The following is a 20658-nucleotide window of genomic DNA, read 5'->3' as shown; positions in this document are numbered from 1 at the left end:
GGAATGTCCCTTGCGGGGCAGTATCTTCGGCTGCAGCTCCTGATTGTGCTGGCCGTGCTGGTGGCCGTGGTGGCGATTTCGCTGGCCCAGTCGGCGGCAGCTTTTGAACGGGTCGAGGGCCGGCGGGCCCTCTCTGCTGCGGAGACGCTGGCTGCTACGCCCGCAGTGCGAAGCCTCCTGCCGGATGCCCAGCCGCAAAGCGGATCGGTGCTTCCCTCAGTGTCCGAAGCGGTGCGCACGATTTCGGGGTCCTCCCAGGTTGCGCTGGTCCGGTCCGACCGGACGATGGTGACGTCGTCGGATCCGTCTCTGGTGGGCCACCAGCTGGAACTCGGCGACAGTGCGGTGATGTCCGGGCGGGCGTGGACCGGGGTGGTCGGAACCGGGGCAGAGGAGGCCGTAGTGGCCCACGTGCCGGTGCTGGACGACGCCGGCAAGATGGTGGGGATCGCCGTCGTCGGCAGGAGCTACCCCTCGGTGCTCGAGCGGCTGGGCGACGCTGTTCCGAACCTGCTGACGTATCTGGGCGTGGCCAGTGTCCTGGGCGTGGCCGGCTCGCTCCTGCTGGCCCGCCGCGTCAAACGCCAGACGCTGGGCATGGAGCCGGACGAAATCACCGGCCTCGTGGAGAACCGGGAGGCGATGCTGCACGGGCTCAAGGAAGGCGTGGTGGCGCTGGACCCCCAGCAGCGAATCACAGTGGTCAACGACAGTGCGCGGAGCCTGCTGGGTCTGCCGCACGACTGCGTCGGGAAGAACTTGGCCGCTCTGGAGGTGCCGCCTGTGCTGCGCGAGGTCCTCACCCAGGACCAGCCCGGCCCGGACCGGCTGGTCCTCGTGGGGGAGAAGCTGGTGGTCTTGAACCGGATGCCGATGCGCTCGCACGGGCGCGTGATCGGCTCCGTCACCACCCTCCGCGACCGGACCGAGCTGGCTTCGCTGGAACGCGAGCTGGGCACGACGCGGACGGCCACCGACACCCTCCGGGCGCAGGCGCACGAGTTCGCCAACCAGCTGCACACCATCTCGGGCCTGATCCAGATCGGCGAGTATGACGCCGTCGTCCAGTTCGTCAACGGCACGACGTCCAACCGGACGCGGCTGAACGACGACGTGACCAGCAGGATTGAGGATCCGGCCCTCGCCGCGCTATTCATCGCCAAGTCGAGCCTCGCCGCGGAGCGCGGGGTTTCCCTGCAGCTCGTTGAGGAATCCAGGCTGGGCAAGGTGGATGAGGAACTGTCCAGGGACCTGACCACAGTGGTGGGCAACCTGGTGGACAACGCGCTCGACGCCGTCACCAACACCTCCGAAGCGAAGGTCGAGGTGCATATCGAAGAGAACGACGGCGGCGTGCGGGTTGACGTACGGGATTCGGGACCCGGGGTCCCGGTGGAGGTCATGGACGACATTTTCCGGCAGGGGTTCAGTACCAAAAATTCACCCGACGGTGGCCGCGGATACGGCCTGGCGCTCGCCAGGGTGGTCTGCCAGCGGCGCGGCGGGCGGCTCGCGGTGCGGAACGAGCACGGCGCCGTGTTTACGGCACTGCTGATGCGCAGAACTGCCGATGCTTAGGGAGGAACGGCCTTGATCAAGGTACTCATCGTCGACGACGACTTCATGGTGGCCAAGGTCCACGCAGGCTTTATCCAGCGCACGCCGGGGTTTGCCGTCGTCGGGGTGGCGCATACGGGCGCACAGGCGGTGCTGGAGACCGAACGGCTGCAGCCGGACCTGGTGCTGCTGGACATCCACCTGCCCGACGTCAACGGCCTGGACCTGATGCACCAGCTGCGTGACGTGGCGCCCGAGCTGGACGTGCTGGTGATCAGCGCCGCGCGCGAGGTGGAGACGGTGCGGAAGGCGCTCCGCGGCGGGATCGTGCATTACCTGATCAAGCCGTTTTCCCAGACCGACCTGCAGGAGCGGCTGGAGCACTACCGCACCACGTACCAGAGCCTCGATGCGTCGAAGGACGTGGCGGAGCAGTCGGACGTCAACCGCGTGTTTGGGCTGGATCGCGCAGACCGGCCGCTGCCGAAAGGCTGCAGCGCCGAGACCCTCCAGGTGGTGGAGAAGGCGCTGCGTGCCGGTGGCGCCGACGTGTCGGCCGCAGAACTGGCTGTGCAGGTGGGGACGTCGCGCGTCAGCGCGCGGCGCTATCTGGAGTACCTCAACGACGAGGGGCTGGTGGACGTGACACTGAAGTACGGCGTCGGACGTCCCGAGCGGAGGTATGTGTGGAAAGCAGGGTGAACGGCGCGAAGTTCTGGAGGGCCGTCGCTTTCAGGGCTGGGCCCTGACGGCCTCGATGCCCTCCAGTGCGCTGACGGTGACCGCGTCAATGTCCGCCGTGCCGTCGACGCTGACCAGCAGGCTGCGCCGGCCGTAGCGGGCGATGACGGGTTCCGTTTCCTGCCGGTACAGCTCAAGCCGGTGGCGGATGACGTCTTCACTATCGTCGCTCCGACCCTCGGCCTGGGAGCGGAGCAGCAGCCGCCGGACGATCTCGTCGTCGTCGGCGGTAATTTCCACCACGGCGTCGAGCCTGCTCCCGGCGGCGTCCAGGATGCCGTCAAGGTCGTCCATCTGGCTCACGGTGCGGGGGTAGCCGTCCAGGAGGAAGCCGTTCCTCGCGTCCCGTTCCTGCAGCCGGTCCCGCAGCATGGCAGTGGTGAGATTGTCCGGGACGAGGTTGCCGGCGTCGAGGAATCCCTTGATTTCCCGGCCCAGGGGTGACCCGTCGGCAAGGTGGCTGCGGAACATGTCCCCGGTGGAGATCTCCGGAATGTGCAGCTGTCCGCTGAGCCGGTGCGCCTGGGTGCCCTTGCCCGAGCCGGGCGGGCCGATGAGCAGGATGCGGGTCATGCTTTTGGTCCGATCTGCCGAGAAAGCACGCTAGGGCCATTCTTCCGCCCGCCCGGTCCGCCTGCAAGGGTGGGTGCTCATGTGCGGGGTGTTCACAACGTCCGGGGTGTTCCCAACGGTGGCGGCGGCTCCTAGGCTGGTCCCACCAGTCACCGGGCAAGGAGACCCTCATGACCACGCTGCCGGACCGGCCCAACACCGCCCTGGTGGTGCTTGATGTGCAGAAGGCGGTGGTGGCCGAAGCGCACCAGCGGGACGCCGTGGTGTCCAATATCGCCCTGCTGGTGGACAGGGCACGCGAAGCCGGGGTCCCGGTGGTCTGGGTCCAGCATTCCGATGACCGGCTGGAGAAGGGGAGCGAGGCCTGGGAATATGTGCCCGAGCTGGGGAGACGCGAGCAGGAACCGGTGGTGCACAAGTCATTCAGTGACGCCTTCGATGACACCGATCTGGAACAGGTGCTGGCCGCCGCGGCGGCCGGCCGGCTGATGGTCGCCGGAGCTCAGACGGACGAATGTGTCAGGTCCACCATCCACGGGGCGTTCGTCCGCGGCTACGACGTGACGCTGGTCAGCGACGCCCACACCACGGAGGACCTGACCGAATGGGGCGCCCCGCCGCCGGACCAGGTCATTGCCTTCACGAACCTCTACTGGAAATACCACCAAGGGCCGGGCCGGACCGCCGCCGTGGAAGAGACCAAGGACGTCACCTTCAGCGTCTGAACCGGGCTGAGCCCGGCTGAGCCGAACGGGTGCCGGTCAGGTGCCGGGTGCCGGCAATATGCCGGCTGCGCGCTCCTCCAGAAGCTCCCGAGTGCGCTGGTTCCTGGCCAGGCCGGCCGCCGCCATGAATTCGGAGCGCGCCTCCCCGGTCCGCCCGAGCCGGACCAGCAGTTCCCCGCGGACACTGGGCAGCAGGTGCGTTCCGCGCAGGGCGCCCCCGGAGGCGAGGCCGTCCACGATGGCCAGCGCGGCCGCCGGTCCGGTGGCCATGGATACCGCCACGGCCCTGTTCAGTTCCACCACCGGGCTGGGCGCGATCCTGCCCAACGCCTCATAGAGCAGCACGATGCGCTGCCAGTCAGTGTCGTCCACGCTGGGCGCCATCGAGTGGCATTCGGCAATGGCGGCCTGCAGCGCGTAGTTGCCGCGGCCCCGGCCCAGCGCGTCGCAGCGGCGCAGGGCGGCGCGGCCCCGGCCGATCTGCGCCCGGTCCCACCGGGTCCGATCCTGGTCCGCCAGCAGGACCGGAGACCCGTCGGGAGTGGTGCGGGCAGGGAAGCGGGACGCCTGGAACTCCATCAGGGCCACGAGCCCGTGGGCCTCGGGTTCGCGGGGAACCAGCCCGGCCAGGATGCGCCCGACCCGCAGGGCCTCGTTGGCCAGGCCGGGCCGAATCCACGCGTCCCCCGAGGTGGCGGCGTAGCCTTCCGTGAACACCAGATAGACGACGCCGAGGACCGCTCCCAGCCTGGCGCCCCACTCGTTGGGCTCGGGAACCTCGAAAGGCACCCGGGCCGCCGCGAGCGTTTTCTTGGCCCGCACTATGCGCTGCTGCACGGTGACGACGGGAACCAGGAACAGCCGAGCAATCTCCTCGGTGGTGAGGCCGCCCACCACCCGCAGCGTCAGGGCCATCTGGGCCTCCCGGGAGAGGACAGGGTGGCACGCGGTGAACACGAGCCTGAGCACGTCATCCTCCAGCGGAACCCAGGCGACGCCGTCGTCGTCCTCCAGGTCCCGGGCTATGGCCCTGTACCGCTCATCGAGCCGCTCAGAGCGTCGCCACGCATCGATGGCCTTGCGCTTGGCGACGGCGGTGAGCCAGGCGGCAGGGTTGTCCGGTGTCCCGGATTCCGGCCATTGGGCCAGGGCCTCGGCCAGGGCTTCCTGAGCCAGGTCCTCGGCGAAGCCCATGTCCCGGGTGGCGCGGGCGAGGGCCGCGACGATGCGTGCACCCTCGATGCGCCACAGGGCATCTATCCGGCGCCGTACCGCGGCTCCCGCCTGTTCGTTCACAGGGTCTTCACTTACCGTCAGCCGGCTCAGGGCTGGTTCAGCTCCTGGCGCCACAGGGCTTCCTTCTGGATGTACTCGTTGTCCTTGAAGTCAGCGAAGTCGTCGGCTTCAGCTATCCTGCGGACCTCAAGCTTCGATCCGGGACCAAGCGGGCAGCGGCTGGCCCACTCCTTCGCCTCTTCCCTGGAGGCTACCTGGACAATCCAGAAGCCGTTGAACAGTTCATGGGTTTCGCCGTAGGGGCCGTCTGTCACCACTGGCGGTTCCTCGTCGAAATTGACCACGAAGGCCGAGCCTTCGGACAGGTCGGTCAGGCCCTCACCGGCGAGCATGACGCCGGCCTTGATGAGTTGTTCGTTGTAGGCGCCCATCTGGTTGAGGATCTCCTCGAACGGAACCTGCTTCGACGCTTCGATGGCTTCGTCCGTGGCGCGCATGATGAACATGTACTTCATGGTTCTCTCCTTGCGTTGACGTGGACGCCGTGTGCGTCCGTCTACTATCCCGTCGAACGGGTCCGGCGGAAATCGACAGGCCGCCGTAAAATTTTTTCGCGGATCCGGTTCGGCCGGATTGCAGCCCGGATCCTGGCTTTGACCCAGGCTGCGGTTCAGGCGGTGCCGAACGGGTTGTCGATGGCGATCTTCCAGCCCTCGGGTCCTCTGCGCAGGACGTCGGCTGTATTGCCGTGGAGGTCCACCTCGCTGCCGTCGGCCGCTGTGCCTTTGATGGCCCACTCGGCGATGGCCAGGGCAATGTCACCGATGACGTAGACATGGCGCGTGGCCAGACTGATAGGCAGCCCTGCCTGCAGGAATCCCATCATGGCGTTAACGCTGTCTTCGCCCGTGGTGGGCATGCCCGGCTGGGGGACAAAGACCGCATCCGGCTCGAATAATTCCAGCATTCCGTCGATGTCCATGGCGTTGAAGCGCGCCGCCCAGGCCATCTGCATGGCGTGCGGATCCGTTATTCCCACGGTGCCCTCCCCAGGACTCCTGCCGGTCTGAGGTGTGCAATCTATCAGCAGCCGGGTGCGGAAGCTAGGGGAAACTGCGCGCTCCCGGACGGTCCCTGCTATCCACGCCGGCGGACCTCAATCCGGCCATCGGTCATCCTGGCTTCATAGCTTGGCTGGGGCGTGGTTGCCGGCCCGCGGATTATGTGGCCGTCCTCAAGCCGGAACGTGCTGCCATGCCAGGGGCAGGTGACGCAGCCGTCTGCGATTGTTCCCTCGTCGAGCGGACCTCCCATGTGGCTGCACACGCTGTCCAGGGCCAGGACCCGGGATCCGGAGCGGTACAGAAGGACCGAGACTTTGCCCGCGTCCACTTTCCGGTGCTCACCGTCTGCAAGTTCGGACTCCGCCAGAACGGGCTTCCAGTCCCGGGGGCCCGTCCTGCCCGCCGTCTTGTTGACGTTGACCGCGTTGCCGTAGCTGAGGTGGCCGCCGAGGAAGCCGCCAAACATCAGGACGCCGAAACCGGCGAGTCCCAGAGTTTTTCCGACAGTCCGGCTGCCGGACGCCCGGGCCACGGCCGACGACGAGAACAGGCAAAGCGCCGTTCCGTTGGCGACCGCGTGGACCAGCCCCACCCGCCGGGACTTTCCCTGCGTGTCGGACCAGTCGTTGAGGCCGGCGGCCGCGGTTGGAACGGCCGTCGCGATTCCGACGGCGACCAGGATGTCGGCGGCCGGCTCGGAAGCGGGCCCTCCCACGGTGTCCAGGACGGTGGCCATGGTCCAGGCCCCGATCGGGAAATCGGTCAGGACGGGGTGCAGCGGATGGCCCAGTAACGTGCCGCTGAGGGTGTTGCGGACGGGCCGCGGCTGGACGGCTCTTCCAACGGCCTTGGAGATGGCGGACGCCACCCCGTCCAGCCGGTCGAAGTGTTCGATGGCATCAACTAACGCGTGCAGCGGGTTCATGGTGGACTCCTTCGGCCTGGCAGTCAGGACAGGTGGTGCACCAGTCTGCATCGCCGGAGACGCGATGACAAGGTGCCGGCCGCTCCGTCTCCGGTAACGTACTTTCACATGCCGCTGTCTTCGCCACGAATATCCCGCGACCCTGCTGCCCCCGTATCCGAGGGGCTGGTAAGGCCGGTCATGGCGGGCATCGTGACGGCGCTTGTCGGCTTCACCTCGACCTTCGCCGTGGTCCTCTCCGGCCTCCGTGCCGTGGGGGCAAACCCGGAGCAGGCGTCGAGCGGCCTCCTGGCCCTCTGCCTGATGGTTGGCGCCGGGGTGGTGCTCCTCGCCTGGCGGAACCGGATCCCGGTGACCCTCGCCTGGTCAACACCGGGGGCCGCCCTGCTGGCCGTCGCGGGAGTTCCCGACGGCGGGTGGCCGGCCGCCGTCGGCGCCTTTCTGGTGACCGGGGTTCTGATCGCCGGGACCGGACTCGTCCGCCCTTTGGGGCGGCTGGTCAGCAGCATCCCGACACCCCTTGCGCAAGCCATGCTGGCCGGGGTTCTCCTGCCGTTGTGCCTCGCCCCGATGGAGGGCGTGCAGAGCGCTCCGCTGCTGGTGGTACCGGTGTTGCTCTGCTGGCTGGTGCTGTCACGGTTCGCGCCCCGCTGGTCGGTCCCGGGCGCGCTGGCCATCGCGCTCGCCGGCATCGTGGTCCAGTTGGTTGTTGAAGGCCGGGCCGTGCCAACGGCGGGCCTGCTGCCGGCGATGGTGTGGACAACGCCTTCCTGGTCGCTGGGTGCGGTGGCGGGCATCGCACTGCCGCTGTACATCGTCACCATGGCGTCCCAGAATGTGCCCGGGGTGGCGGTGCTGGGGTCCTTCGGTTACCAGGCGCCGTGGCGGGCCTCCATGCTGGTCACCGGTACCGGCACGCTGCTGGCCGCGCCGTTCGGCGGCCACGCCATCAACCTTGCCGCGCTCAGCGCCGCACTGGCGGCCGGGGACGAAGCAGGCGCGGACCGCGGCTGGCGCTGGGTGGCAGGTTTCGTGTCGGGTCTGGCCTACCTGCTCCTGGGAGCCTTCTCCGCCGGGCTCGCCGCCCTCGTGGCTGCGGCTCCCCCGGGGGTGCTGGAAGCCGTCGCCGGACTCGCCCTGCTGGGCACACTCGCCGGGTCTGCCGCCTCGGCGCTGGCAGAACCGGGTGAGCGGACCGGCGCCGTGGTGACCTTCCTCGTGGCCGCGTCAGGGCTGAGCTTCCTGGGAATCGGCGCGGCGTTCTGGGCCCTGCTGGCAGGGCTCCTGGTCCGGGCGGTCCTCCAAGACCGTAACCGGCCGCAGGGCAAAACTGCGGGCTAGTTGCTGGCCGCCCGCTGCGTTCTGTGGTCGGCGGCGGGGTAGACCCCGAGGATCCACAGCTCGGTGGTGAAGAAGCCCAGTTCCTCCAAGGCCAGGCTGAGCGGCAGGTCCTCGGGGTGGCCTTCCACATCTGCCATGAACATGGTCGCGGTAAACTCGTTGCCCACCATGTAGCTTTCAAGCCGGGTCATGTTCACGCCGTTCGTGGCGAAACCGCCCAGGGCCTTGTAGAGCGCGGAGGGGACGTTCCGGACACGGAACACGAAGCTGGTGACTGCCGGTCCGGGCAAGGCTTCCCGGGCCGGCAATTCCGTCTCCCGCGCCAGGACCACAAAGCGGGTGGTGTTGGAGGGGTCGTCCTCGACCGCTGAGGCCAGGACCTCAAGTCCGTAGAGTTCGGCAGCGAGCGGCGGCGCGAGGGACAGCTTGGTGGGATCGTTCCACTCGCGCACCTCGCGGGCTGACCCGGCTGTATCGCCCGCGATCACGGGTTTGAGGCCGGCCTCGCGGATCAGCTTCCGGCACTGGCCCAGGGCGTGGATGTGGCTGTGGACCTCGGTGGCCCCCTCGATGGTGCTGCCCGGGATGCCGAGCAGGTCGAAGTGGATGGGCAGGAAGAACTCTCCCACGATCTGCAGGCCCGAGTGCGGCAGCAACAGGTGGATATCCGCCACCCGGCCAGCGATGGAGTTCTCGATCGGGATCATGGCCAGATCCGTCTCGCCGCTGGACACCAGCTCGAAGGCGTCCTCGAAGCTGGCGCACGGAACGCTCTCCAGCCCCGGGAACATCTGCTTGCAGGCAATATCTGAGTTGGCGCCGGGCTCACCCTGGAACGCAATTTTCTGGGCCATGCTCCGTATGATGTCACGCCCGGCGCCGGCTAACCCAAACGCGGGTTGCCGCGGCACCGGGGTGCTGCTCACCTCTTCGCGTAGTCCGAGAACCCCTGCCAGTCGATTACAACGCAGGCTTCATCGCCAACGGTCCAGGCATCATGTCCGGGCTGCATGATGGCGAAATCGCCCGGCCCGTACTCCATCTCCTCGCCGTCGTCCATGACCACCTTCATCCGGCCGGAGATGAAGTAGCCCATGTGGGCAGCCTGGCAACTGTCGGTCCCTGCGATCGGTTTTACGTGCTCGGACCACCGCCATCCCGGCTCGAACGTGGCACGGCCGACGCCGCCGCCCTCCATGTTGACCAGTTGGAGTTGACCCTTGCCGTCCTCAAACGGCCGGGTCTCCTCGGGCGAGTCAAAATTTTTGCGGATTAAACCTGGCATCTGGACCTCCTGTTGTGGATATTTCTGTTCCGGGGATGAAGGCTTGAATCGCAGTTGCTGCTGCCTGTTATGCCACGTTCTAGGCCTGCCCTGACGGCATGTCAAGGACCGGAAACATAGGCCTCTTCCGCTCGCCGGAATTTCTGCCACGCTTGAGAACGGAAGGGAGTTTTCCCATGTCCGTCCTGGTTGCCTATGCAAGCGCGTTCGGGTCCACCGCCGAGATCGCGGAGCGCATTGCCTCGCGTATGCGGGAGGCCGTGAACGACGTTGAGTGCCGGCCGGTGGACGACGTCGAGGCCACCTCCGGGTACGACGCCGTCATCCTGGGCAGCGCCATTCATAACCAGGAATGGCTGCCAGGGGCAGTGTCCTTTATCAGCCGGTTCTCCGCTGAGCTGGAGGCGATGCCGGTGTGGTGTTTCAGCGTGGGGATGTCCGATGGGCTGCCCAAGTTTCTTCGCGCGCGCGGGGCAGCGCTGCAGCAGGAACGCCTGGCACAGTATTTGCGGCCACAGGTCCCCCTTCGGGACCACAAACTGTTCTCCGGCGTCTACCCGCCCGCCCAGATGCCGGCCATGCTCCGGGGCTTGTTCCGTCTTGCCGGCGGGAGGTTCGGCGACCTCCGTGACTGGGACGCCATCGATGCGTGGGCCGGCGAGGTCAGTGCGCAGCTGGCCGGCCCTCCTTCGCCCGGCCCTCCTTCGCCTGGCCCTCCTTCGCCCGGCCAATAGACGCCGCAACCGATGGCCGCGCGGCGCTACGGAAGGCTCTGGCCGGCGCTACGTTGGTCAAGGAGCCGGCGCAGGGTCCGCAGCGCGGCAAGCGCCCGGTGGTTTACCGAGTCCGCGGGAATGCCCAGCTGCTGTGCCGCTTCGGCCACCGTGAGCCGGCAGTAGTGAAGTGCCACCAGGACGTCCCGCTGCTCGCTCTCAAGCTTCGTCAGGGCTTCCCGGATTCCGTGGTCATTGAGCATGGCATCAGACTCGCGTCGCGGCCTTCGAGAATTCCTAGGGACGCACCCCCACAGTTGGGCAGCATCGCGCGCCCTACCGGGCCGCATCGCCTTCGTCGGTCAGTGCCCGGTCCACCCAGATGCGAAGCAACGAGCGGATGCTTTGCAACAGCTCGCGGAGCACCTGGTTGCCCGAACTGACGGCGATCTCCCGGTGGAACGCGGCGTCCGCCTCGAGGGACGCGGCAAGCGTCCGTTCGGTTGGAAGCCTGGTGCCGACCGCTATGTCTCCGCTGGTGAAGTACGCCAGCAGGCGCTCCGCGAGCCATTGCCATTTAAGCGCTGCCGCAAAAGATTTCCGGCACGTTAAATCTTTGCCGGCTGATCCGCCGTCGGACGTGTACGGCCTCAATGTGACTTGATCGGCGGCCGGTTTTCCTGCCCGACGGGGACCCCTTGCGGCATGGGGGAACTGCCCCTGATGAAGCAGTACGGCGTTTATGCAAACGAATGGATTAGCGCCCTAGTTTTCGCATTATGACCGGCCTGACCTCGTGTTTCTTCTCACGGGCCGTATCCTTGCGGCCTCTGGCGGGGCGTCAATACCGTGGATAAGGACCCTTCGAACGAGCTAAGGACTTATATGCCCTCGCCAGCCGCCACGGATCCACAACCCACCCACCCCGGCAGGAGCCGGATACCAGACCTCGCTCGCCTGACCTCGGGCCTCCGCTGGGACCTGCCGGCGTCCCTCGTGGTGTTCCTCGTTGCCGTTCCGCTGTCGCTCGGCATCGCCGCGGCGTCGGGCGCGCCGGTCATGGCGGGACTGATCGCGGCCGCAGTGGGAGGCATCGTTGCGGGCAGCCTCGGCGGATCTCCACTGCAGGTCAGCGGCCCGGCAGCAGGCCTGACGGTCATCGTCGCCGGCCTCATTGAGCAGTTCGGCTGGCCCGTCACTTGCGCCATCACCGTGGCCGCCGGCGTCCTCCAGGTGCTGCTCGGCATGGCCAAGGTGGGGCGGGTGGCGCTTGCCATTGCGCCGGTGGTGGTGCATGCGATGCTTGCCGGGATCGGCATCATCATCGTCCTGCAGCAGCTGCATGTGATGCTCGGCAGCGAAGCCGGCGAAGCGGCCCTGCACAATATTGTGGCACTGCCGGACAGCCTGGCCGCCGTGGATCCGCAGGCCGCGTTCCTGGGGGCTGTGGTGATCGCACTGCTCGTCGCGTGGAAGCACATGCCGGCCGCCGTCCGCCGCGTGCCCGGCCCGCTGGTGGCCGTGGTGGCCGCGACGCTGCTGTCCCTTCCGTTCAATTCCGACGTCGACCGGATCACCTTCGATGGTTCGCTGCTGGACGCCCTCGCCCTCCCGCACCTGCCGCAGGGGGAGTGGACCGCCATCGCCGTCGGCGTCGTCACCATCGCCCTGGTGGCGAGCGTGGAGTCGCTGCTGTCCGCCGTCGCCGTCGACAAGATGCACCACGGCGAGCGTACAAATTTCAACCGTGAACTGCTCGGACAGGGCGCTGCCAACGTGACGTCAGGCATGCTGGGCGGCCTGCCGGTCACCGGTGTGATCGTCCGCAGTGCCACCAATGTCGAGGCCGGGGCGCGCACCCGCAAGTCCGCCGTCCTCCACGGCATCTGGGTTCTGGTCTTTTCCCTGCTGCTGGCGGGAGTCATCCAGCTGGTGCCGCAGGCCGTGCTGGCCGGGCTGCTCATCATGATCGGCATCCGCCTCGTGAAGGTGGCCGATTTCCAGACGGCACGCATCACCGGTGACCTGGCCGTCTATGCCGCCACGCTGCTCACGGTGGTGTTCGTCAACCTGCTGGCCGGGGTGCTGATCGGGCTCGCGCTGGCAGTGCTGCTGGTCCTGTGGCGTGTGGTCCGGGCCAGCATTCACGCGGAGCCCCTCGGCGGAAGCGCAGAAGGCCGCTGGCGCGTGGTCATCGACGGCTCCTGCACGTTCCTGTCGCTTCCCCGCCTGAGCAAGGTGCTGGCCGCGGTGCCGCCGGCGGCGCAGGTCACGGTGGAGCTCGACGTCGACTACCTCGACCACCCGGTGCACGACACCCTGGAGGCGTGGCGCGTGCGGCACGTGAACAACGGCGGCAGTGTCGAGTTCGAGGAAACCGGCACCGCGACGCTTCACGCCGCCGTGGCGGGAACTCCCGCACGCGGCTCGTCGCGCTCCGCACTGCGCGGCGGCTTCGCTCCGTGGCGGAGCTGGCAGCGGGACGCTGCACCGTTGGCCACGGCGGCAGCCGGACACGTCCCGGCCCCGGTACGCTCCGTGCTCAACGGCGTGGACAGCTACCACCGCCGCCACGCCCACCTGCTGCGTCCGCACGTCCAGGAGCTGTCCACCTTCCAGGATCCGGACACGCTGTTCATCACCTGCGCCGACTCCCGGCTGGTGCCCAACCTGATCACCAGCAGCGGCCCGGGGGACCTGTTCACGGTCCGGAACGTGGGCAACGTGGTGGGAAGCGACCGCCTCGAACCGTCCGTTGAGGCATCGCTGAAGTTCGCCCTCAACGAGCTGTCGGTCACGTCGGTGGTGGTCTGCGGCCACTCCGGCTGCGGCGCCATGACCGCCCTGCTCGCCGGACCTGCCGCTGACCGGAAGGCCGCTGACCAGGAGGCCGCTGGCCAGAGGCCGGAAGGGCAGAGGCCGGAAGGGCAGGAAGAACGTTGCCCCGTTGAGTCCTGGCTGGACCACGGACGGCCGAGCCTCGAGTCGTTCCACGCGGGCCACCCCGTCCAGGCTGCAGCCGAGGAAGCCGGGTACGGCGCGGTGGACCAGCTGGCCATGGTCAACGTTGCCGTCCAGCTCGAGCGGCTGCGGCAGCACGCCAGCCTGCAGGACTCCGTCCGGAGCGGTGACGTCCATGTGACCGGCCTGTTCTATGACATCGCCACGGCCCGGGTCCTGCAGATCACGCCCGCGGGCATCAGCCACCTGGATCCGCTGCCGCAGGCCGAAGAGCTGGCCCCGGCCTGACGGGCCCTAATCCACATCTGAACGGAGTACGCAGTTCGGCGGCCAGTCACGACCGGCCGCCGAACTGCGTACCGCTGCGTAGAGACGAGTGATGCTGGCGGCAAACACGGGTAGCCAACCCCCGTGACTCAAAGTGGACGGGCGCCGTTGAATGGTCTGACACACGCAGGGGTACAGGAAGCAGTGCAAGGAATAGCGCAAGCGAGGAGGGGCACGGCATGGAAGGGTGCAAACCATGAGTTCCGGGCTGGCGTCAGCGGTACAGTTCGCAGGGTCCCTGCCGGGGTCCATCCTGCTCACGCTGGGACAGGCCGTGGTGGTGGTGTGCGCCTGTTCCGACATGGTCCGGCTGCTCTCAGTGCCGCGCTCCCACCGGCGGTACCAGGCCAACACCGTCTTCCGCACGCTGGCCCCGGCGGCGATCCTGACCACGGCGCTCAAGGCGCTGATCGACGCGGCCTCCGGCGCCTGGCCGAACGTCACGGCCGGGATGTTTGTGCTGGTGGTCCTGATCTACCGGTGGCGCACCGACACGGACGAGGACAGCTGGTGGAAGGGCAAGGGCAAGGCGCTTGGGCGGTGGTTCAGTAAGCGGACTTCATTCGGGTTGCGCCCCGCCCCGGCCGCGGCGATGTCCCTCGACGGACGGCCAAGCGGGCATCAGCCGGGACCGTACCCCGCAGCAGCCGTCAGTCGTTGAAGAGTCCCGCCAGGTCCTCCGCGGTGAGTGCACCGCCGGAGAGCGCATCGCCCTCCATCACGTCGGCGAACAGCTGCGACTTCTTGGCCTTGAGTGCCATGACCTTCTCCTCGATGGTGTCCTTGGCCACCAACCGGTAGACCATGACGTTCCGGGCCTGACCAATGCGGTGCGTGCGGTCCACCGCCTGTGCCTCTGACGCGGGATTCCACCACGGATCGAGCAGGAACACGTAGTCGGCCTCGGTCAGGTTGAGGCCGAACCCGCCGGCCTTGAGGCTGATCAGGAACACCGGGGCCGTGCCGTTCTTGAACTCATTGACGACGTCGGTACGGTTCCGGGTGCCGCCGTCGAGATAGCAGAACTCGATGTTCTCCTCGCGGAGGCGCTCGCGGACCTTGCCCAGGAAGCCGGTGAACTGGCTGAAGATGAGCGCGCGGTGGCCCTCGGCCACGAGGTCCTCGAGCTGCTCGAACAGCACGTCCAGCTTGCTGGACCGCACGCCGGACAGCGACTCGTCCACCAGTGAGGCGTCCAGGCTGAGCTGGCGCAGCAGCGTCAGCGACTGGAAGATGGTGAAGCGGTTCTTGTTCACGTCCTCGATGAGGCCCAGGATCTTCTGCCGCTCGCGCTGCAGGTGCGTCTGGTACACCTTCTGGTGCCGCGGGTTAAGCACCACCTCAAGGATTTGCTCCTGCTTGGGCGGCAGATCCTTGATGACCTGCTCCTTGGTCCGGCGCATCATGAGCGGACGGACCCGACGGCGGAGCTTGTCCAGCTGCCCCCTGTCACCGTTCTTCTCCACCGGCTTCTGGTAGTACTCGGCGAACCGCGAAGGGCTCGCGAACAGCCCCGGCGCCACGATGGAGGTCAAGGCCCAGAACTCCATGAGGTTGTTCTCCAGCGGCGTGCCGGTGATGGCCAGCTTGAACGCCGCCGGAAGCTTGCGGGCGCACTGGTAGGCCTTGGACTGGTGGTTTTTGACGAACTGCGCCTCGTCCAGCACCAACCCGGCCCAGCGCCGTCCGGCGTAGGACTCGTAGTCGATCCGGAACAGCGCGTAGGACGTGATGACGATGTCCGCCCCGGCCAGGGCCTCGGCGGGGTCGGCGCCGCTCTTGGCAAAAGTCTCGCCGACGGCGCGGACGGTAAGGCCGGGCGCGAAGCGGGCTGCCTCGGCCTCCCAGTTGCCCACGACGCTGGTTGGCGCCACCACCAAAAAGGGCGTGCCGCCGTCGTTCTCAGTTTTGGCGTCCGCTTCCTTAACGACCCCGGCAGACGCGGCGTGTTCCTTGGCCGCGCACATCAGGGCCAGCGCCTGCACGGTCTTTCCCAGGCCCATGTCGTCGGCGAGCACGCCGCCGAGGCTGTGGCGGTACAGGAAGCTGAGCCAGTTGTAGCCCTCCAGCTGGTACGGACGCAGCTCGGCGTTAAGGGTGGCCGGGAACGGCAGGCCCTGGACGCCGTCCGCCAGCAGCCCGCCCACCGCTGCGCGCCAGGCGGACGCCTGCTCGTCCACGATCCCCAGCTGGGCAAGTTCATCCCACAGGCCAGCCTGGAAGCGGCTGATCTGCAGAGGAGCGTCCTTGTCGCCGGGGTTGTCCTGGAGACTGCGGGCTTCGTCGATGAGGGCCCGGAGCTGGTGCAGCTCCGGAAGGTCGAGGGAGAAGTAGGCGCCGCTGGGCAGCAGCATCCGTGTCTGCCCCGCCGCGAGGGCGGAGAAAAGGGCTGCGAAGGACACCGGCTGGCCCTCGAGGGTGATTACGATGCCAAGGTCGAACCAGTCGCGCTGGTCGGTCGCCTTGGTGGAAATCGCCACCACCGGCGCCTCTTCCGCCTCCCGGTAGTCGGCGATGTCGCCCGAGGTGTCGACGGCGACGCCGGGCGTGTTCCGCAGCCGGGGGAGCACCTCCTCCGTGAAGGCGAGCGTGTCCAGCCCGCTCAGCTCCGCGGCGGCCGCGAGGCGCGGCGTGCCCCAGCCGCCGGTGGCGGATTCACCCAGCTTGGGCACCACGTCCCACGGCTGGCCCACTGCCTCCAGGATCCGGGCTTCCGCCGGATCGTCACGGTAGCCGTGGTCGCCGGGATGGCGCCAGAGCGGCTGTGCCGTGACGATGGTGCCCGACTTGTAGTGCCATTCCCAGTGCAGGCGCACTCGGTGGTCGGCGCCGTAGTTGGCCAGCAGCGAGAGCGTCGGCAGGGCGAGCTCGGGGAGCTCGACGGACTCGTCCGCCGCCGTCACGCGTGCGGTCTGCTTGAGCTTGGGGTAGAAGCCCGTGAGGAAGCGGCCCTCATCCCGGGCCGGGATGTGCAGCGTGCTGCCCGCCGTGACGAAGGCCAGCAGCTCCTCGCTCAGTCCGCTCTCCAGCGGGGCCAGGGTGATGACCTCGTCCGCGGCGACCCCCGGCAGCGCGTCCCCGCTGGAGGTGAGGAAAATGCCGTGCGCCGGGCGTCCGATGGTGCCCACCGACGCCGGATCAACCTCGGTGCCGTCAACCGTGATGGTGGATGCGAGCTCCAGGCCGCCTTCCTGCCCGTCGCTTCCGTAGCGGCCCAGGTTGAGCCCGACCGCCGCCGGCTCCGCCGCCACCTTCACCGGTTCCTGGCCGCGGCTGTGCACCAGCGCGACGCCGATCTGCCGTGCTTCCTCCAGCAGGCCCCACAGGTTCTTGCCGGCGAAGGTGTTCAGCCCCAGCCAGAGGGACGCCGACGAGTAAGGCCGGTTCGCGCCCGCGGTGTGGGCGGCGAGGAAGGCCTGCAGCCACTCCACATGGGCCTGGTTGCACTCGCGCTTGAAGTTCAGGTAGCTCAGGGTGTTCCACGAGACATCGCCGCGGATCCATTTGCCCTTGGCCCCCATGATCACCGGGCGGGCCTTGAGCTGGCGGACGCTGCGGAGCGGATCCCGGCGGCCGGTGTAGGAGAAGTGCGGGGCCGGTTCCTCCACTTCGAACTGCAGGGCCAGGGGAGTGCCACCGCTTTGCTGCGCAGGGCCGGCCTGCGAGATCAGGGGGCTGAGTGCCTGCTCCCAGTCCGAGAGCGCCGGCACGGACTTTTCACGCGACACCCGGGAGACGTCGGCGGGGGACAGGAGCTGCACCCTCACGGCCGGGTTGTCTTCGGCCGCGAACAGCAGCGCGGCCACATGCTTGCAGTCTTTGCGGACCGGGCAGCTGCAGACGCCCACCGTGCAGCTCCAGCCGCCGCCCTTCCGGACCAGTTTGGCCGTGGTGGAGTACGGCACGTCGGAGCCGCCGCGGACCTTGCCGAGCATCAGGCCGGTGGCGGAGTCGAACGAGATCCCGGAGACACGGCCGCCCATGGCATAGGCGAGCCCGGCCGCGAGGGAGCGGTCGTTGATCGCGGGGGTCTGGATTGCCAGTGCCGCACTGTCGTCCGGTTGGGAAGGCATGGGTGCGCGCTACTTTCGGCAGGTCGAAAATCTGCAGGTTATCTGATCCATCTTAGTCGGGCGGAAGGGGCCCTCAAATTGCGCAAACTTCGCCTGGCGTTCACTTCGCCCTCAACCTGCGGGCGCAGGCGGCACGTACGTTGAGAGAGTCCTGAGCACCACCGGCTTTCTGCAGTGAGGATCTCCCATGACTACCAGCGAATACCCCGTTGTCCTGACCGTCAAAGTCGTCGCAGGCGGCAGCAGTGCCAGTGACGCGGAGATTGTTGATTCCAACGTCGCCGTGGTGAACAGCATGTACCAGGAGCTCCTCGGCCCGGGGGAGATCGCACCCAACGCCCTGCGCAGCTACTTCGTGGACTTCTACCTCACGCAGTCCCTGGGCGGCGGCTTTGCGCAGTATGTCTTCACCGCCCCGGACCGTGAGGAGCTTGACGCCTACATCCGCGAGGGCCTGGAGGGCATGGGCGCCGCGGGGCACGTTGACCTCTTTGACCGTACCGCGGAGGCATTCGACGCCCTGTCCGAGGAGGAAGCCGACATCTACCTGGACGGCGCGGCCGACGCCGAGGAGGGCAACGAACTCCCCGAACGCGTGCAGGCCATGGAGGACCTCGACGCCGAATTCGAATCGTTGCTCGAAACGGAGGACATCGTGGCACTCAACGCGGCGTGGCTGCGCGGGCAGGAAGGCCTGCTGGTCCTGAACGACGACGAGCTGACCGGTCACATCGCCCAGCGTGTGGCGGCACTGCCGGACCTTGAGGAGCGGCGCGCCGAGGCCGAGGAAGAGGCCCTCGAGAACGCCCCGGAATTCGAAGTCATCATCCGCGAACTGTGTGACATCGCCGGGTACGAGCTGAGGAAAATCACCATGGGCGATCCGAACTACGACCACAACGGCGAGACCGTGCTCGCATGGCGTTTCAGCACCGACCACGGCGACTTCCTCATGATCGAGGAGGACGAGGAGGCCTTCATGCTCAACCCGGATACCAAGGAAATTGTGGCCGCCGTCGAGTTCGAAGAACTGGACGCCGACCTGGACGAGGACCTGGTGGAGGCGTAGCGCCACCCCAGCTTCCCGGGCCGAACTTGCGCCGTTAGGGCGGCGCGCGTGGACAGCGAACCCCGGTTCTGCGGGACCCAGTTGAGGGGTCCTGCAGAACTAGGTTAAAGGTTTCCGCAGGGTGGCGTCCGGATACTGGCATCCTCTTCAGATCATGGACCTGGAGAGGATCACCCTCGCTGGGTCTCGGCCGGGTGAAGTCTGGGGCCTCTGAGGGGAGCTTTCCATGAAGTCTGCAAGAAATCGTCCACGCCTGGCAGCGGCCATCACGGCTGGCGCGCTGATGGCCTTGGCCGTTCCGACTGTGGCTGTTCCGGCTTTCGCCGTCATCAATAACCCGGTGGCGGCTCCGCACATCATCACTGTTTTCCCGGAACGGGACATGGTCTCCGCTGAAGGTTACGCGGCCAGCGACCGTCCCACGATCCAGGTGCTTCGAGGCGGCGCAGTGATCGGCACGGCGTCCAACCTGGTACCGGCAGCCGGCATCGTTGAGGTCAACCATCCCGGCGGAGGATGCTGGGAAGGCACCACTCCGGACATCCGCTCGGGTGACGTGATCCGTGTCCTGACGGCGCCCGACGTCGGCGACCAAACGTTCGTAGGAAACGTCGTCGTCACGCAGCGGGCTACGAAGATCAACGCCGGCACCGTGGTGATGAAGGGGACGGCTGTTGCCCCCGGCGGCGGGCAGCTTCCAGCGGACCAGCTGGAAGCCAGGATCGTGGCAGCCAACCAGTCGTTCGCACTGAACGGGCGGCGCACGCTTCGTGCCAGCGCCCTCGGGGCAGGGGACGACGGCGACATCACCTACGACGGGCCGGGCCTCACCACCTGGACGGCCACGTGGACGGGTATGGCCGGCGTCGGGGCCGACGGCATCTCCGACGCAGACCGGGCAGCATCGCCCACCAGCTCCGAAAGCCGGGGCATGTGGCTGGGACGCGACCCCGCCGCGGGTGCGGAGGTTACGATTTTCGAGTACGCGGCGATCGGAGGCCCGGCCGGCCCCGAATGCACGGCACCCCTGGCCAAGGGTCCGAGCGTACCTAACCTGGTGGCCGCGAGTGACACGGGCCGGATCAGCACCGATAACATCACGCGAGATACCACGCCCACTTTTGCCGGTGCTGTCGCCTTGACCGACGCTGCAAGCGTCAACCTCTACATCGACGGCGTGGCCAGCGGCTCGGCGTCGGTGGTGAACGGCAGCTACTCGATCACGTCCAACCGGGTGCTGGCCAACGGACGCCACACCGTGACGGCCGGTGAGTTCAGCCCGGACGGAGTCGAAACGCGCTCGGTCGGGTCCCTCGCCGTTACCGTTGATACCGTGGCGCCGGCGGTGACTGCCAAGGCGCCGGCCCTCAACTCGATGATGGCCAGCCAGACTGCAAACGTCACGGCAACCTTCAGTGAAGCGATTACAGGTCTGGGGACGGCATCCTTCACCCTGAAGAACTCCGCGGGAGCGCTCATTGCAGCTCCTGTCACGTGGAATGCCACCACCCGGGTTGCCACCCTGAACCCAAATGCCTCGCTGGCAGCTGACCGGAAGCACACCGCAACGCTGACCGCTGGCATCACGGACATCGCCGGCAACCCGATCGCCGCCAACTCCTGGGCGTTCACCACCGGGCCGCGGCCGACTGTGACTGCCACCACCCCCGGAGCAGGCCGCACCGGCGTGCCCCGGGCGGCGAACTTCGCAGCCTCCATCAGCGAGAACGTGACGGGCGTCGGTGCAGGATCCTTCACGTTGCGGAAAGCAGGCTCAACAACCGTTATTCCTGCCACAGTGACGTACAACTCCGTCACGAAGGTCGCCACCTTGAACCCGAATGCGACCCTCGCTGCGAATACCCGATACACCGCCGCCTTGACCACGGCGATCAAGGACGGGGTTGGAAATCAGCTGCTCCCGGCATCGTGGAGCTTCACGACAGGTCCGTAAGCAGGGGTAGCACTGGCCCTGCAGCAACCAGCGATCGTCCGGCCCGGTGCCGCCTGAAAGGGCAGTGCCGGGCCGGAGCTGTGTTCGTCGGGGCCGCGCCCGCCGCCGTGACCG

General features: G+C 67.6%; 19 protein-coding genes. 9 read left to right on the top strand and 10 right to left on the bottom strand.

Features of this window, described 5'->3' with window-relative positions:
• The first annotated feature begins 3 nt into the window (after nucleotides 1–3).
• Nucleotides 4–1578, top strand: coding sequence for a sensor histidine kinase (locus G9E11_RS09440; protein ID WP_190605947.1), 1575 nt, complete (start codon nucleotides 4–6; stop codon nucleotides 1576–1578).
• Nucleotides 1579–1590: 12 nt separating this feature from the next.
• Nucleotides 1591–2259: a response regulator gene (locus G9E11_RS09435; RefSeq protein ID WP_190605035.1), complete on the top strand. Its 669-nt coding sequence runs from the start codon at nucleotides 1591–1593 to the stop codon at nucleotides 2257–2259.
• 30 nt (nucleotides 2260–2289) lie between these two features.
• Here G9E11_RS09435 and G9E11_RS09430 read toward each other — a convergent pair whose 3' ends face one another.
• On the bottom strand, nucleotides 2290–2871 hold the full coding sequence (locus tag G9E11_RS09430; RefSeq protein ID WP_190605033.1) for an adenylate kinase: 582 nt from the start codon (nucleotides 2869–2871) through the stop codon (nucleotides 2290–2292).
• Between the two features lie 170 nt (nucleotides 2872–3041).
• Here G9E11_RS09430 and G9E11_RS09425 point away from each other — a divergent pair, with 170 nt between their 5' ends.
• Nucleotides 3042–3596 (top strand): isochorismatase family protein, encoded by a 555-nt coding sequence (locus G9E11_RS09425; protein WP_190605031.1) that lies wholly within the window; start codon nucleotides 3042–3044, stop codon nucleotides 3594–3596.
• A 36-nt stretch (nucleotides 3597–3632) separates the two neighbouring features.
• On the opposite strand, the gene G9E11_RS09420 is transcribed toward G9E11_RS09425, so the two are convergent.
• From G9E11_RS09420 to G9E11_RS09405, 4 genes are all read right to left on the bottom strand, one after another.
• Complete coding sequence (locus G9E11_RS09420) at nucleotides 3633–4892, bottom strand: RNA polymerase sigma factor (protein WP_190605029.1); 1260 nt, start codon at nucleotides 4890–4892, stop codon at nucleotides 3633–3635.
• Nucleotides 4893–4918: 26 nt separating this feature from the next.
• Nucleotides 4919–5347 carry a YciI family protein gene (locus G9E11_RS09415; protein ID WP_190605027.1) on the bottom strand — a complete coding sequence of 143 codons (429 nt, stop codon included), beginning with the start codon at nucleotides 5345–5347 and terminating at the stop codon, nucleotides 4919–4921.
• Nucleotides 5348–5502: 155 nt separating this feature from the next.
• Nucleotides 5503–5871, bottom strand: a complete 369-nt coding sequence (locus tag G9E11_RS09410) for a YybH family protein (protein ID WP_311764330.1) — start codon at nucleotides 5869–5871, stop codon at nucleotides 5503–5505.
• Nucleotides 5872–5969: 98 nt separating this feature from the next.
• Nucleotides 5970–6821 (bottom strand): Rieske (2Fe-2S) protein, encoded by an 852-nt coding sequence (locus G9E11_RS09405; protein WP_190605025.1) that lies wholly within the window; start codon nucleotides 6819–6821, stop codon nucleotides 5970–5972.
• Nucleotides 6822–6929: 108 nt separating this feature from the next.
• On the opposite strand from G9E11_RS09405, the gene G9E11_RS09400 reads away from it, so the two are divergent.
• Nucleotides 6930–8162: a benzoate/H(+) symporter BenE family transporter gene (locus tag G9E11_RS09400; RefSeq protein WP_414635182.1), complete on the top strand. Its 1233-nt coding sequence runs from the start codon at nucleotides 6930–6932 to the stop codon at nucleotides 8160–8162.
• On the opposite strand, the gene G9E11_RS09395 is transcribed toward G9E11_RS09400, so the two are convergent.
• Both G9E11_RS09395 and G9E11_RS09390 read right to left on the bottom strand, forming a co-directional pair.
• Nucleotides 8159–9016, bottom strand: a complete 858-nt coding sequence (locus G9E11_RS09395) for a prephenate dehydratase (RefSeq protein ID WP_190605023.1) — start codon at nucleotides 9014–9016, stop codon at nucleotides 8159–8161. The two genes, G9E11_RS09400 and G9E11_RS09395, sit on opposite strands and share 4 nt — an antisense overlap.
• A 68-nt stretch (nucleotides 9017–9084) precedes the next feature.
• A complete protein-coding gene (locus G9E11_RS09390; RefSeq protein WP_190605021.1) occupies nucleotides 9085–9447 on the bottom strand; it encodes a cupin domain-containing protein in 363 nt (120 codons plus the stop codon).
• Between the two features lie 176 nt (nucleotides 9448–9623).
• On the opposite strand from G9E11_RS09390, the gene G9E11_RS09385 reads away from it, so the two are divergent.
• Entirely contained in the window at nucleotides 9624–10181 is a 558-nt protein-coding gene (locus tag G9E11_RS09385) for a flavodoxin domain-containing protein (protein ID WP_190605019.1), read from the top strand.
• A gap of 26 nt (nucleotides 10182–10207) precedes the next feature.
• On the opposite strand, the gene G9E11_RS09380 is transcribed toward G9E11_RS09385, so the two are convergent.
• Both G9E11_RS09380 and G9E11_RS09375 read right to left on the bottom strand, forming a co-directional pair.
• On the bottom strand, nucleotides 10208–10423 hold the full coding sequence (locus tag G9E11_RS09380; RefSeq protein WP_190605017.1) for a sigma factor-like helix-turn-helix DNA-binding protein: 216 nt from the start codon (nucleotides 10421–10423) through the stop codon (nucleotides 10208–10210).
• Between the two features lie 73 nt (nucleotides 10424–10496).
• Nucleotides 10497–10814, bottom strand: coding sequence for an FCD domain-containing protein (locus tag G9E11_RS09375; RefSeq protein WP_246468840.1), 318 nt, complete (start codon nucleotides 10812–10814; stop codon nucleotides 10497–10499).
• Nucleotides 10815–11045: 231 nt separating this feature from the next.
• Here G9E11_RS09375 and G9E11_RS09370 point away from each other — a divergent pair, with 231 nt between their 5' ends.
• Entirely contained in the window at nucleotides 11046–13409 is a 2364-nt protein-coding gene (locus G9E11_RS09370; RefSeq protein ID WP_190605015.1) for a SulP family inorganic anion transporter, read from the top strand.
• Nucleotides 13410–13644: 235 nt separating this feature from the next.
• Nucleotides 13645–14109: a hypothetical protein gene (locus tag G9E11_RS09365; RefSeq protein WP_246468839.1), complete on the top strand. Its 465-nt coding sequence runs from the start codon at nucleotides 13645–13647 to the stop codon at nucleotides 14107–14109.
• Here the strand turns inward: G9E11_RS09365 and G9E11_RS09360 are convergent.
• Complete coding sequence (locus G9E11_RS09360) at nucleotides 14099–17521, bottom strand: DEAD/DEAH box helicase (protein WP_190605013.1); 3423 nt, start codon at nucleotides 17519–17521, stop codon at nucleotides 14099–14101. The genes G9E11_RS09365 and G9E11_RS09360 overlap by 11 nt on opposite strands.
• A 187-nt stretch (nucleotides 17522–17708) precedes the next feature.
• Between G9E11_RS09360 and G9E11_RS09355 the strand changes: the two genes are divergently transcribed.
• Nucleotides 17709–18590, top strand: a complete 882-nt coding sequence (locus G9E11_RS09355; protein ID WP_190605011.1) for a DMP19 family protein — start codon at nucleotides 17709–17711, stop codon at nucleotides 18588–18590.
• Between the two features lie 226 nt (nucleotides 18591–18816).
• Nucleotides 18817–20544: an Ig-like domain-containing protein gene (locus G9E11_RS09350; protein WP_190605009.1), complete on the top strand. Its 1728-nt coding sequence runs from the start codon at nucleotides 18817–18819 to the stop codon at nucleotides 20542–20544.
• Nucleotides 20545–20658 lie beyond the last annotated feature (114 nt).

Origin of the sequence: Arthrobacter ipis (genome assembly GCF_014694315.1) — a bacterium.
GTDB classification, from domain to species: Bacteria; Actinomycetota; Actinomycetes; order Actinomycetales; family Micrococcaceae; genus Arthrobacter; species Arthrobacter ipis.
The sequence above is the reverse complement of the archived record's forward strand: the minus strand, read 5'-3'. Positions and strand labels throughout refer to the sequence as shown.